We start from the raw sequence: 13,758 nt of genomic DNA, 5'->3' as shown, positions 1-13,758 counted from the left end.
AACGGCATCTGCCCCATTTCCTATCCCCGTTGAACTTAGGCCCCGCGCGTTTGCTCCACTGCCTATTGCTACAGCGGACTCACCAAGGGAATAACTCCTAAAACCTATAGCTGTAGAAGACGGGGCTAAGGCATTAGAACTGTAACCAATCGCTGTACTTTGTCCAGACGATGTAGATCCGAAACCTATTGCCGTACTCCCTTTTGTCGCTTTGGCGCTCTCCCCAATCGCAATGTCTCCAGAACCGGATGAGCCATCGTCTTCGCGTGTCCCAGCCTGACTGTTATGGCCAATAGCAATAGCGGATAAATCTATTGCACCGTACAATGTACTAACACCACCTCTGGCAGATGAACCGGCACCTATAGCAATATCATTATTTAACATGGCTTTAGCACCATACCCAGCAGCAAGAGCGCCTGCCGTCAGTGCCTGGCTATCGCCACCCAGGGCCATGGCACCTTCACCCACCGCGACTGCGGCATGCCCCACCGCAACGGCTTTTTTGCCGAGAGCTTGCGACTGAGCGCCGAGTCCTGTTGCTCCCATTCCCGTGCCGATTGCGTAGCTGCCTACTACGGTTGCGACGTTTGATTTATCCGTTATTGTCGCATTGCTGCCTATGGCGGTCGAATAGGTTGACGTGGTGCCAATTACCGAGCTGTTCGCACCAAGCGCGGTGGACAAATCGGCATATGCCCCGCTGCCGGCACCCAGGGCCGTGGCATTTATGCCCGTTGCGGCTACGTTATGCCCCACCGCAACGGCATTTTCATTGATGGCTTGCGACAGAGCACCAAGTACTGTCGCCCCCTCTCCCGTGGCAGTTGATTGGCTACCTAATGCTGTCGCACTGCGGGAGTTGCCACTCACACCGGTACTGTACCCTATGGCGATTGAATACGTTGAATCCGCACTGTACACGCGGGCCTGCCCGCCGATAGCTGTAGATCCAGCCGCTTCAGCTAAACTCTCTGCTCCAATCGCGGTTGACATAGCGGCCGATGCCCTGGCAAGCCACCCCATCGCCGTGATAGCGCCATCATTGGCGCTTGATGAAGCGATTGCGTTATCACCAATCGCAGTATTTGTGTTAATTCCACCATCTGTTGCTGCCGAGCCATTCGCGATAGAGCCCGGGTCCACCATCCAGGCGCGCGCGGGCTCAACGGCAAGCAGTGCCACCATTCCTGCTCCGGCCACCCCGGCCAATTTAACAGACAGACGGCGCGGCATGGTTTTCCCCTTGCCTTTGGCCGTGGCAAATTCCCCTGCAACCACCCAGGCGCGTTGTACGGCATTCCATACCAGACGATAAATTTTATTCATGATGTTCCCATCTCCTTCCGGCATTTTCTTTTCGGCCGGAATCTGTTCCGTAATTAACTGGCAGAGGCAATTACAGCGCTGCCATTTCCCTGGTGATTAGTGGTTTTTCTAGCGAAACACTGCAAAGTTGATTTTCTTGTTGGTGATACAGCTTTTGTGCCGCGGGCCTGTCATGCTGCACATGCAGCAACCAGCCGAGGGTGAAAAACGTGGCTTCGGTTACGACATTCTGGCGATCGAGGGGGCTGTTAAAGCGCATAGCATTGATGGCGTTAAACACGGCTTGCGTGCTGCCGGTGCCGCCATACAAATCGACAATGGCTTGCTGGTAAGGGGTAGCCAGCCGGATGTTAGCGGCGGCCTGGCGAAGCTGTTGTTGCATAACAGCAGGCCCGCCGATTTCCATGCGGGCGGTTAGCCATAGCTGCCACAGCTGGGCATAGCTGGCTTCGCGTGGGTCTGGGCTTGCAGCCAGTTCGGCGAAAGCCACTCTGGCAGAGGCGAAACGTTGCAGCGCGACCATGTTAATGGCCGAGGGGATGGCAATGTAGTGCGCCAATTCCGTTATTTGCAGCGCATCGTAGCCCGGGCGGGCAAGCGCCGGGTTGCCGGCCAGGTCGTTTGATAACGCCTGATTGAAGGTATCGAGGTGCTGCTGCGCGAGGGCTGAAGGGTTATTTGTGGTTGTTTCTGGTGTGTTGGCTAAGGCAGCTCCAGATAATAATAACAACAACACCAAGAGCAACGGCGCAACCAATAACAATTGCACAACCAAAAACCCACGAATTCTCTGCAAGTGCTCTTTGAAAAAAGAAATAGCGCATGTTGATGATTCTCGTAATTGACTCATCCCACTAACTAATAAACTCATAATTTCCTCATATGCCTGGCATGCGCGGATAGGTGTCATCGCACAGGTTTGTTACGTAGTGATAATTTCCGGGAGCCGTATATCGGCAACAATTTCGTTACATCAAAAATAAAATTGGTTACATAAATTCATCAAATACCTTGTGCGACGTATATTTACATCGCCTTAGTAGATTATTAAGAGGCCTGTCAATTACCCGAACCAGTAAAATGAAATCGTTATTAGGCGTTGCCTTTTGATTATTTAGTTAATTCACCAGCAAAGCGTCATTCTGTGATAGATGTGTTTCGCACTTGTTAAGCTAATTCTTATTATTTTTAGATTACCGTGCTTGATTACACCGTGTATCCGGTGATTTCCTTTTACTGCTCGGGTAAGAGAATAACGGAGTTAGATATCTCAATGCTTAAGGTAAAATTAAAGAAAGATTAAGGTTAGCTTAAAATATCGCGCGTCCTGTTCGACATTATCCAATGCCGTTACGCGAGCGGAACACATGGCATAGCGAACCGTGGGCGCGAATATCCCATAATTATTCCTGCTCCTCGTGAGCCAGTGCGGCATGCGGGTGCGTCAGTACTGCGGCTCAACCGCGCGTTGGCGTGCTTACCTGAATTTTGAATTATTCAATGTGCATGCATATTTACATTGGAAATAAACTATTTGCATTGGTGGCCCATTGTTTTATATATCTACAGATTAAGGATAAAGAAAGAATATGCTTGTTTTATTACTTCACTCACCCGCAAGCAAAATAATGACGTTATTCTGTTTTATATTTGCCTTTTATGGCTGTTGCGCTCTCTCTCCGGTTCTCCCCCTGGAGAGGGAGCGGCCACGTGATTGATTTAAATCCTCTCTCAGTGACCCAGAACTATCTGATGAGATGCAATGTATGGCGGTCTGCATCTTTGTAGTAGTGAAGTTTTCGTATTCATGCCCAACAAGCACTAACAGCATGATTTTATTACCGTTCATGATTTCAGGGTATTTTCACACTCGTCTGCCTCGCTCAACGCCTCGAAATAAGATATTCATGTAATATATTGATTTAATTTTATTTTATTTTTCTTAATCAGACCTTATTAAGATTTTTTCACTGGCACTCTGTCAGGCCTGGCGCATTAGCATACACTTGTTAGAGTGCCACAGGCGCTGTAACGCAAGCTGCTTGCCGGCCCAATGACGAAGAGCGGCATTGCTGTAGCTGTTGATGTGATGTGGTTTGAATAGCTTTGGGCACAACCTGAAGGCTATAAAAGGTAAGATATTGAAAATGAACATAAAACACATTATTAATGGTAGTGTTTTGTTTGATTCCGAAGAACGGACTTTAACCCCCTGGACCAACCCGATCATTCTATTACCCTCAATACCCCTGCCAGCAGATGTTTACTGTTGTTGATTGAACATGCAGGGACGGTGGTGAGCCAAAAAGAGTTTTTTAGCCAGATTTGGGAACAAAACGGTGCCTATGTTACGGCTAATACGTTTTACCAAAATATCACTATCGTGAGGAAAGGATTAAAATCGGTTGGTTTATCGTCAGATATCATCAAAACCGTCCCCAAAGAGGGTGTGAAGTTAGTTGCAGATATTGAGATTTTCACCCCTGAAGAGGTTGTATTGGCGGCATCTGATGCATTGGCCGATGAACCTTTCGTTGCCGACGCGCCATTGGCTGAATCCCCCGAGCCCGTTTTACCCACCACGACGGTTCAATCTGCTTATCACGAGGAAGCGTTGGCGTCAGGTATCGGGCCTTCGGTCACGCCTGCAGAGGTGCGTGATGAACAAACCGCGGCAAGCCGTGGCAGCGTTGTAACAAAACGCCTGACAAGCGCCAGAAGGTTGAACCTGTGGTTGTCGTTTGGAGGGGTTATCTTCGTGTTCTGTTTACTGGCGGGCTATACGTATAATAAATTAAATTACGGGAAGCATTTTTTCAGTGAATACAACAAGATTGGCGAGGTGAATGGTTGCCTGTTGTTTTCGTCATACTTTGGCAGGGAAAAAAGCACAGAGGAGTTCATCAACTTCTTTCGTAACGGCAAAATCAGCTGCTCTGCCGGCGGAGTGGCTTATCTCACCATTAATCGGCACAATTTGACGTCGTCCATACTCGTTTGTGATAAAGGCATTGAAGATAATAATTCACGTTGCATATCAAATCTTTACCGGGTAGACGAATGAAAAATAAAAACCTGATGTTACTCGCGGCTTTTGGATTGTTTGTGGCTTTATTACCGTTGCTGGTGCTCTGGTACTATGACTACCAAAGCGATCATTTTTCTTGTGAGAGTGAGACTACGTTTTATAAGAATGGCTATACTTTCTCGACCATTCTGCACTTCAGCTTTCGCAATGGAACAGGCACCTTTGATGCGCTGGGTGAATATAAAGCACCCGGCAAACCTACGCAAAAAGTGACCCAAAAGCTTGATTTTGAGTACTGGAAAGAAGGTCATCATATTTTGTTGATGTCGAAAGAAAATGACCGAAACCAGAGCAATATCAATTCGCTGTCTGCGATTGTTCCTGATTTCTTCCTGCTGCGCTCCCGAGGGTTGAGTTTAAAGTTTCTGGCTCAGAATTCGACGAGCTATCTGGTGGTTGAGGATGATATGCCGCTTTTGTATTGCATTCGGACGGATCATTAATAACGGGGGTTATGCCTCAAACGTATTTCTTTTGCCGCGCGGATAAACGCCGCGCTCGCAAATAAGAACCAAGCCGCTGACCCGTAACGCTTTTAAATAATCGCTGCAGATGCCATTTTGAATAACCCACCCGAGCTGTTACCGCATCCAGTGTTAAGGGGCGTTCAAGATTACTCTCTACCCAGAAGCTTATGACGAGATACTCTGAGGCAGGTCGATGACAAATCCTATCCCTCTATTTCCGAGCCCCTGTGTAACCAGCAGGTTGCCACCTATTTTCTGCGTCAGGCAATATGCAATTGCCAGCCCCAGTCCGCTTCCACCTTGTATTACCCCCGGCACCCGGAAGAAGCGCTCAAACAAGGTACTTCGATGCTCGGCAGATACGCCAGGACCGTCATCACGAATGGTGATTTTACAACCAATCGGCGCATAGGATTGAAGGTGAACTTCAATCATGCCGCCGTGGTTGCCATATTTTATGGCGTTATCGAGCAAGTTAGAGAGGGTGACATTGAGTGATTGTCCATCAGTATCGATAACAACATGTTTGTCTCCTTCCAGAGAAATGTTGATGCCTTTCTTCAATCCGTAGGGGGCATAGAATGCAATGCACTTTCCAATTTCATCATAGACATCTACGGGGCCGACTTTTAGCGTGAAGCTGTCCGATTCCAGCCGGGAAATATCGATTAACTGCCGTGAAAGAGAAGCCGCCCGATCCAGTCCACGTTGCATGTCCTCTATGACTTCTTGCCTTTCTTCCCAGTTCTGCAACTGGGCCAACAGATGCAACTGGGCGAGCGCTGCCGCTATCGGGGTGCGTAATTCATGTGCCGCATCGGCCATAAAGCGTTTTTCACGCATATCGGCAGCTTCAATGCGCGCCATGAGCTGGTTAATTTCAATAATGATCGGCCTGATTTCCTGATACTGATCTTTAACTTCAATAGCGGTAAAGTTTCCAGGTTGGCGCGAGGCGATCATTTTCGCGGTCATGGATAACGGTCTGAGACTGTAGTAAGCGGTAAACAGTATGGTGAGGACAATTGTCCCCAGAATAATGGCCAACGGGATGGCAGTTAATCCCACTGGACTGCCTAATCTGACTGCACGATCGCTGTGTGTTTCACCCACAATAACGCGATAATTCTGGTTCTTACTCATGCTGCCAAAGATATGCCAGCGATCTCCTGCATAGTCCAACACGCCAGACATCTTATTGTTCGGCAATGTACGGATGACGTCAGACATAGTGTCAGGAGAGGTATAGATTAATTGATTTTGTTTATCGAAAACGGCAATCAAAGGACGATAGTTAAATCCATTGTTCAATCCTGTGTCGATAGCCTTGATAAACATGTTTTCAAAGTCATATACAAATTTTACGTAATTACCTTTCCCTTCATCAATATCCTCCGACATGTCGGCAATGCCTTGAGAAATGGATTGCAGCTGTTGATCAAGGGATTTTTCTCCACTGTCTGGCAGATAGTAAAAGGTTAACCAGAAGATCAAGACGCCCCAGAGGAAAAAAATACCGACGACCTGCAAGAATGCGGTTCTGACGAAGAATGACCGTAAGTGCATGTCATGGTCCCTCTTTATTCAGCAAGTATCCCACACCCCGTATGGTGACAATTCTTTCACTGCCCACTTTGCGCCGTAAATTATGGATATGGACTTCCAGTGAATTACTCTCTATCACTTCCCCATCGTCAAACAGCCGCTGCTCCAGAACCATTTTACGCACCACCTGGCCTGGGGAGCGCATCAGTTCGTGTAGCAGCCGGTACTCTTTTTTTGACAATAGCAACAGGGTGTCGTTTAGCATCACCTGATGGTTATCCGGATTGAGCGTCAGGTTATCCAGCGTCCATACCTGGGATGCATATCCGGCAATGCGGCGACTGATGGCGTTCACGCGCGAGATCAACTCGGGAACAACAAAAGGTTTAGCCAAAAAGTCGTCGGCACCTGAATCAAGGCCCTCAACCAGGTCCTGCACCTGGTCGCGCGCGGTGAGGATAATGATAGGAATTTTCTCGCCCGCCTTGCGCCACTCAACCAGTTTTGTCAGCCCATCACCGTCGGGCAACGTTAAATCCAGCAGCATTAAATCGAAAGATTCACTGCCGAGCCTCTGTTGTGCATCATTTACCAGTCGTACCCAACACAACGTAAAACCTGCAAGCTCCAGGGCGCGGCAGAGTGCTTTCCCCAGGTGGAGGTCGTCTTCAACAAGTAAAATTTTCACTCGCGATAACTCCTGAATTAAGGGAACAAGCGATAATTTAATTTAGTGATATTCCCGCAGGAATACAACGCAACGCCCGCCCTGACCCCCACGATTTTAAGGCTATCTTAATCTTTCTTTAACGTCCCCTTAAGGGTTGCTGCGCCTAACTCCGTTACGCTCTTTTTCATGACAACCGAGCGCTGGTGATGCGCAGTTGAAGCATATGACACACGGTGGCTTTAAGGGTCTGAAAGTAAAGGAAAGCGAGAATGGATGGATTAAGAATAACGCTTCAAATTATGACGTTGTTTTCTTTTTGTCACGGACAGCAAAAAGCCAATTGATGGCAGGGATGTTATGACTATGAAGAGTACTTTTAGATGTTTAAGGGCGCTGTGTTGTAACGCATTTCTTATCGTAGCACTGCCAAGCCATGGCGTTGAGACTCATTTGCAGGTGCGTACCGGTATCGCCGTCGCTCCGGTCTATCAAGGTGCCAAAACCTATAGCCCGGCTCCCATTATTGGCGTTGAGGCAGGTATGCATCAGCAAGATTGGGGGGCCTTGACGGCGAGCGAGACGGGATTGACCTGGCAACTCCCTATTGATAAACCCTTCGGCGTTGCGCTTGTGGCTGGATACGATGTTGGGCGTGATGAAGAGATACGAACCTGGGGCGGTCGGGACAAGACGCTTAAAGGAATGGGGGATTTGAACGGTGCCATAGAAGCAGGGACACAGTTCAGTTACGACGTTGAACCTTACCGTTTCTATGTGAAAGCCCTGCGAGCACTGAAGAAAAGAAAATATGGCGGTGAGGAACTTAGCTATACCACTCATGGCTATCTGGGTGCAGAGGTGACTTTCCCTCTGCCAGGGCATGTGACAACGGTACTGAGTCTCATCTCAACCTGGGGCGACAAAAATATGATGAATGCCTATTTTGGCGTTACGCGCCAGCAGGCCCAGAATACGTCGTTCCGTCAATATCAGCCAAAAGCGGGTTTTAAGGATGTCATGATGCAGGCCGCGTTGAATTATGAACTTTCTCCCTCAGTAAGTCTGCAAAGTGGTTGTGGCGTTAACTATCTGGTTGGCGAGGCAGCAAAAAGCCCCCTCACCGAGAAGAAACTTGCTGGAATAGCGTTCTTCAGTGGCAGTTATACGTTTTGATATTACGGTCGTTGATTTAATTCAACATAATAAACAATACCCAAAAAGGTGGCGAAATGATTTCTCTCGGACAAATGTTCATTTATGTTCTCGTTATAATTGCTTATATGTTCCCTATGACAAAAATAGTTATGCGCACCGGCTTTAGTCCACTGTTTAGTTTATTGCTTCTCGTCCCTGTGGTTAATATTTTAGCACTTTATTATCTGGCCTTTGCCAGATGGCCTAACCAGGATGAGTAAAGGTATTGATACGACATCAGCCAAGGAGTGATATTTAAAAAGAAAAGGAGATATTTATTTTTCTTAACATAATCAATGCAGCGCAGCGTCGGGAAAAGTGATAGTCCTTTTTTGACTTGTTAGCATATTGCAAAAAAATAATAACTACCTTTTCTTGCTATTGGGATGTTTGCATTTCAATGTGAGAAATCGTTAACACAACCAAATCAACACATGGAGTTAACATGGGATTATATGTATTGACCGAAAACAATTACCTTTATGCCGGGTTTAATCATTTATTTTCCCAATATTTCAATCAGACTTGCATTCATCTTACGCCAAAGAATGTGATCCCGCTCTTTAAGCTTACGCCTGCGAAGCCAGATGATATTTTCATTATCGCTTCTGACTCTCTTTTTCTGAGTTTTTCTTTGCTTCTTTACCTTAATAAGCTCGAGTCACGTGTTTTACTGATTAAAAACAAATCCAACGAAAAACTGGTGGGGAATTTGGCCTGTGATTTTTTAGATGAAAATCTTCCGCTTGATGCTATTTTGAGTGTGTTCCTTAATAGAAATAAGAGACGTGATCTGTTTTCTTTCCCGGTGATAACTGACCGTGAGAAAACGGTCCTGCTCTATACGCTTAATGGTCTCTCGGTATCATCCATCAGTGAGCGTCTTAACATCGCAATGAAGACCGTGTATGCACATAAACATAACGTGTTGCGTAAGATTGGCGTTCGAAAAGTAGGGGATATTATCAGGTTTCCAAATGATTATATTGCTCATCTGCATTCCCCGGGCGAACTCACTACGGTTGGATGTTGTAAGGTGGACACGTTCGAGGAGGTTGAATACGACTATGCTTCAGGTTACGTTTAATGAGAGTGGCCTGTGGTTAGCGTATGGGAATATACGTAAGCTTTATTGACCGTTGATATGCAACAGTTTATTCGCAATGAGATCCAAAGTGGTACCGAGTTCACATCCTTTGATGTACTTCGATAATATGTCGATAATTCTGGAAAAGTTCAGAGAAAAAGGTAATCCGGTTATTCATGTTCACCATAAAGACCCCAACCCAAATGCGATCCTGAACCCGATATGAAAGCGACGAGTGATAAGTACTAAGCTATGAATGCCCGCAAAAAACCTGATTTCATCCCCATGTTTGTCAATCGCGCAGATGGTTACGGGTTATAAAAACAGTGCTCACTCATTGTCGGGGTTTTTCATACCGTGGATTGAGACTACGCTTCTGATGTCGGGCTATTGAATTCTTTAGAATGGTCGATAAACGTTTTTATTGAATGCTGATGACTTCAGGAGATGAGGTGCGCATTTTTCCTGCTGCAGGATAACACGGCGCATGGCCCACCTTTCAATATTAAGACAACCTTAATCTTTCTTTAATACTTTCTTAAGGCTTGAAGCATCCGGCTCCGTTATTATTTATCACATCAGAGTGAGTGAGAAGTTAATTTAAACGATATAACACCTTTCAGGCGTTTGTGAATTGAACGTGACGGAATGCGAAAACAAAAGGATGATTATTATGGTCACAGGCAAGTAAAACACAGCTTACTGATATTAAATTTTTTCGCTGCTAGTTTGTGTTAACCCGACTTATGATTTATTGAAGGTAACGAAATGACTTCTCCTGGACAAATGTTCGTTTATGTTCTCGTTGTGATTGCCTATGTGTTTCCTATGACAAAAATCATTATGCGTGCAGGATTTCGGCCACTACTTAGTCTGTTGCTTTTTATACCTGTTGTAAATATTTTGACGCTTTATTACTTTGCTTTCACACGTTGGCCAAACCAGGACAAATGAAAAAAAACATAGTTAACATGAGGCTAAGTTTGGAGAAAATAAGAACACCACAAAATAATTAAACTTACCCCATAGATTATGGTATTCATATTTTAAAATGACGACTTCACTTTCAAAGTGACATTTCTATTTTTAGTTAAATTCAACTCAATCATGACTATGCGAAGGTTAATATGCTGACTATTGCTATTGATGACAAAGATGCATTTTATCGTCATGGTATGGAGATTTTACTTCAAGACATATTTCTGAAAGAAAATTTCAATACTATTCATATTGATAAGCTAACTGTCTCAAACTCAATTAATGTTGATGTTATCATTAAAAGCTTTGTTCCTGGTGAGGAATACGTTTGCCACCCCTTACTTAAATTCCGCAACAAAAGCGGTTTGATTATTGGAGTTTATGACTCAAGAAAAAAACCCGAGCTTTCAGAACTACCTATATGCATAAAAAATATAGTGTTTATCTCCCGTAATGAGTCGATTAACCAAGTCAGACAAACTGTAATTGAGTCATGGAGATCTCGTCCGGTCCCGGCGGAATTGAAGTTTTACAGAAAATGTCTACATTGCTGCCGTCGAACTTTTACTGATAAGCAATATGCAATCTCAAGGCTTTTTATTCGTGGTTACAACATAAAGCAAATTGCTTGTAATTTGGATATGTCGGTAAAAATAGTCAGCGGGCATAAGCGATTAATAATGGTGAAGTTTAATTTAGATTCTGACGCTGAACTGGTGACGTTTCTTCATAATATGAGAACCCACAACCCTCCCGTGAATCTATATCTCACCTAATTCTAGTGATATTATCAAGCCAAATGACGATGGTATTTATTTCACCTGAACAGAGATTCTAACATTCAATTTTCAGCTTCGCTCTGCACAATTATCGGGTGCGGATGAAATGTCATCTTACTCAAAACTTGTCACTTTCATGCATTGTCTTTTTAGCTATACGATTCGTTTGCATAAGTAAGGAGAGAAAAATGTCTGTAGCTTTACTGATCGTTGATATGCAGCAATTTATTCGCAATGAGCTCCGAAGTGGTACCGAGTTCACGTCTTATGAGAACATCGAGAATATGTCCAGAATTCTGGTAGCATTCAGAGAAAAAGAATATCCAATTATCCATGTTCGCCATAAAGACCCCGACCCAAGTGCAATCCTGAGCCAGGATTCCCCGGCTTACCCATTTCATGGGTTTAAAGAAGTTGCAGGGGAGCCAGTTTTCATTAAAACAACGTCCTCCGCCTTTGGCTGCGCACCACTCGTAGGTTATATCAATGACTCTGCTATTTCGTCGGTTGTCGTGGTTGGCGCTGTTGCTGGTTTTTGTGTCAACTCAACGGTTCGTGCCGGTGCTGATTTGGGCCTGAATATGATCGTTGCCAGTGATGCGCTGATTAGTTTTGAGATTAAAAACAAGCATCTTAAATCTGGAGTGATCCTGGAAGTCACGCTCGCCTTGCTTGAAACGCGTTTTGCGACGGTTTTGGATACCAATGGCATTCTGGAGAAAATTGGCCACTAAGCTTGTTTAGGGTGGTTTTTAACAGGTTTTAAAACGGAAGTAGCGTGCTTTGAACACTGCCTTAATGACGGTGAGGCCGATGGTTAGAATATTGAGGCTGTTTTTTTGAGGCAATTTGGCCCATTTAAACCAGCCTGGTTGCTCTTATTGAGAGAAGCTCCGGTAAGTGAGCTTATGCCTGGAGCTTGCTCGGGCTAGGCTGACAGGCCGGGGAGCCAAGATAGTCGGGGCAGATTTAATTGGCTTCGCTATGATTGATAGCCTGGTGCTGTTTTAGTTCAAAATCAATGAAAGCCTCGATCATAGAACGGTAAATTTTCTGGATAATCTCCTGAGGCAGGCCGTGCTCTTGCGCGAGGATGCTCACCTTATCGATAACCTGTTGCACTCTGTCTGGTGCCCTTACGTCCTGAGCATCCTTTTTAAATGCAGCCGCCGCTTTAACACATTCCCCGCGTTGCGCAATCAACTTAACCAGCTGAGAATCAAGCTCATCTATTTGCTTTCTGACGTCTGAAATTGACTGGTAATGCATAGAAACCTCTGATTTGGCGTGATTGGTTTGGTTACCCATGCGCTACCACCACGGAGACGGTAGAGCAGATGCAACTGATGGCCTACAAATTCAACGGAAGGTATGGTCATCAGCGATGAGTGAAGCGAAAAACCCAATTAGGCATTTTGGATTTTAAGAGCTTTAATGAAGGTTGCTAATGCAGACGGCGAGGTGAAACGGTAAACCTGACCGGAAAATCCAACCATTTTGTCCATATCCTTTTTCCTTGTTTCATGGCGATAAAGTATTACGTAGCGCAGGAATTCCCAGTTAAAACGCTCCTTACATCCTGAAGCAAACTCTTCGTCCCGATTACAAGCTAGTCCATTGAAAGTTCGGAATAACACCCTCCAGACACACAACCATGTGGGATAATCCAGATGAATCAGTGTATCTGCCTTTGTAAGGCGCAATTCAAGGGTATTACTGTAGTTTCCATCGATTATCCAAGTAGGTCGACTGACCAGTTCTGAAACGATTTTACTCCATTCGTCATTTTTTGGCTTTTTCCAACCGGGTAACCAATAATGCCGATCAAGATGAATGAGTGTAAGACCTGTCACTTGGGATATTTCCCTTGCAGCTGTCGATTTACCCGCTCCCGGGCAGCCAACAATCAGTACTCTCTTCACTGGTTTTATTTTCCCTCAAACAAGTCCATTTCAACAATCGCCTGTGCTTCTCTTTTTGTTGTATTGAATATTGCATCACAGTTGTCGAGAGCCCAAACCGTACGACCATCTACATGAAAAGTCACTTTTGGTACTGATGTATCTTCTCGGTGACCATCGTTGTTGCTGTTCAAATAATTACCATAATACCCAGCGCGAGGAATTGGTTTGTATCAATTTTCAGCTAATCAGTGATCCCACATTCAAGAACAATATCAAGGGTCGCGGTAGGCGGGTGGTCAGCAGAGCAGCGTCTGTTGGAACGACAACGAAGGGCAACCCCGTTGCTAAACGGGCTGGAAAGCTGGCTGCGGGAAAAGATGAAAACGCTGTCGCGACACTCGGAACTGGCGAAGGCGTTCGCCTATGCGCTGAACCAATGGGCAGCGCTGACGTATTATACCAAGGTCGGTTCGTCCGAGGTGGATAACAACATCGCCGAGAATGCCTTGCGGAGGGTCAGTCTGGGGCGCAAGAACTTCCTGTTCTTCGGCTCGGATCACGGAGGTGAGCGAGGGGCGTTGCTGTACAGCGTGCTAGCGGCACGCGGAACGTACGAGGAAGGGGCAATCGCGGCGCTGATGATTGTTCTTGCAGGCACGCTACCGGTTATTTTGTTGGTGCGTCACCAGATGACCCGTCAGGGCTAAGGAATGATTA

The 13,758-nt window shown here is 45.7% G+C and carries 12 protein-coding genes and 3 pseudogenes; 7 read left to right on the top strand and 8 right to left on the bottom strand.

The window, feature by feature from the left end; genetic code table 11:
- Positions 1-99: 99 nt before the first annotated feature.
- Together AC0IXI_RS08985 and AC0IXI_RS08980 are read right to left on the bottom strand one after the other, a co-directional pair.
- Positions 100-1,329: pseudogene (locus AC0IXI_RS08985) on the bottom strand (ESPR-type extended signal peptide-containing protein); the annotation flags it as partial.
- A gap of 70 nt (positions 1,330-1,399) precedes the next feature.
- Positions 1,400-2,098 (bottom strand): hypothetical protein, encoded by a 699-nt coding sequence (locus AC0IXI_RS08980; RefSeq protein ID WP_134185577.1) that lies wholly within the window; start codon positions 2,096-2,098, stop codon positions 1,400-1,402.
- 1,443 nt (positions 2,099-3,541) lie between these two features.
- Here AC0IXI_RS08980 and AC0IXI_RS08975 point away from each other — a divergent pair.
- Together AC0IXI_RS08975 and AC0IXI_RS08970 are read left to right on the top strand one after the other, a co-directional pair.
- On the top strand, positions 3,542-4,393 hold the full coding sequence (locus tag AC0IXI_RS08975; protein WP_471683218.1) for a winged helix-turn-helix domain-containing protein: 852 nt from the start codon (positions 3,542-3,544) through the stop codon (positions 4,391-4,393).
- Positions 4,390-4,860: a hypothetical protein gene (locus AC0IXI_RS08970; protein ID WP_424222377.1), complete on the top strand. Its 471-nt coding sequence runs from the start codon at positions 4,390-4,392 to the stop codon at positions 4,858-4,860. Before AC0IXI_RS08975 ends, AC0IXI_RS08970 begins: the two co-directional genes overlap by 4 nt.
- Positions 4,861-4,900: 40 nt before the next feature.
- On the opposite strand, the pseudogene AC0IXI_RS08965 reads toward AC0IXI_RS08970, so the two are convergent.
- The 3 genes and pseudogenes from AC0IXI_RS08965 to AC0IXI_RS08955 form a co-directional block, all read right to left on the bottom strand.
- A pseudogene (locus AC0IXI_RS08965) lies at positions 4,901-5,053 on the bottom strand (MDR efflux pump AcrAB transcriptional activator RobA); the annotation flags it as partial.
- Complete coding sequence (locus AC0IXI_RS08960) at positions 5,050-6,450, bottom strand: sensor histidine kinase (RefSeq protein ID WP_134185571.1); 1,401 nt, start codon at positions 6,448-6,450, stop codon at positions 5,050-5,052. The pseudogene AC0IXI_RS08965 and the gene AC0IXI_RS08960, both read right to left, overlap by 4 nt.
- 1 nt (position 6,451) lies before the next feature.
- Positions 6,452-7,117: a response regulator gene (locus AC0IXI_RS08955; RefSeq protein ID WP_413498523.1), complete on the bottom strand. Its 666-nt coding sequence runs from the start codon at positions 7,115-7,117 to the stop codon at positions 6,452-6,454.
- A gap of 345 nt (positions 7,118-7,462) precedes the next feature.
- Between AC0IXI_RS08955 and AC0IXI_RS08950 the strand changes: the two genes are divergently transcribed.
- The 4 genes from AC0IXI_RS08950 to AC0IXI_RS08935 all read left to right on the top strand — a co-directional run bounded on the left by AC0IXI_RS08950 (position 7,463) and on the right by AC0IXI_RS08935 (position 11,871).
- A complete protein-coding gene (locus tag AC0IXI_RS08950; RefSeq protein WP_471682284.1) occupies positions 7,463-8,272 on the top strand; it encodes a MipA/OmpV family protein in 810 nt (269 codons plus the stop codon).
- A 466-nt stretch (positions 8,273-8,738) separates the two neighbouring features.
- The gene (locus AC0IXI_RS08945) at positions 8,739-9,380 is read left to right on the top strand and encodes a helix-turn-helix transcriptional regulator (RefSeq protein WP_424222380.1); all 642 of its coding nucleotides are present in this window, start codon (positions 8,739-8,741) and stop codon (positions 9,378-9,380) included.
- Between the two features lie 1,127 nt (positions 9,381-10,507).
- Positions 10,508-11,134: a LuxR C-terminal-related transcriptional regulator gene (locus AC0IXI_RS08940; protein ID WP_471682283.1), complete on the top strand. Its 627-nt coding sequence runs from the start codon at positions 10,508-10,510 to the stop codon at positions 11,132-11,134.
- A 191-nt stretch (positions 11,135-11,325) separates the two neighbouring features.
- On the top strand, positions 11,326-11,871 hold the full coding sequence (locus tag AC0IXI_RS08935; protein ID WP_413498526.1) for a cysteine hydrolase family protein: 546 nt from the start codon (positions 11,326-11,328) through the stop codon (positions 11,869-11,871).
- Positions 11,872-12,106: 235 nt separating this feature from the next.
- On the opposite strand, the gene AC0IXI_RS08930 is transcribed toward AC0IXI_RS08935, so the two are convergent.
- From AC0IXI_RS08930 to AC0IXI_RS08920, 3 genes are all read right to left on the bottom strand, one after another.
- On the bottom strand, positions 12,107-12,406 hold the full coding sequence (locus AC0IXI_RS08930) for a chorismate mutase (protein WP_424222400.1): 300 nt from the start codon (positions 12,404-12,406) through the stop codon (positions 12,107-12,109).
- Positions 12,407-12,543: 137 nt separating this feature from the next.
- Entirely contained in the window at positions 12,544-13,059 is a 516-nt protein-coding gene (locus AC0IXI_RS08925; protein ID WP_134185555.1) for a P-loop NTPase family protein, read from the bottom strand.
- 5 nt (positions 13,060-13,064) lie between these two features.
- Entirely contained in the window at positions 13,065-13,232 is a 168-nt protein-coding gene (locus AC0IXI_RS08920) for a hypothetical protein (RefSeq protein WP_413498527.1), read from the bottom strand.
- 93 nt (positions 13,233-13,325) lie between these two features.
- On the opposite strand from AC0IXI_RS08920, the pseudogene AC0IXI_RS08915 reads away from it, so the two are divergent.
- Positions 13,326-13,637 (top strand): annotated as a pseudogene (locus AC0IXI_RS08915) (IS66 family transposase); the annotation flags it as partial.
- Positions 13,638-13,758 lie beyond the last annotated feature (121 nt).

The organism is Buttiauxella sp. AC038, from assembly GCF_979253565.1.
The sequence above is the reverse complement of the archived record's forward strand: the minus strand, read 5'-3'. Positions and strand labels throughout refer to the sequence as shown.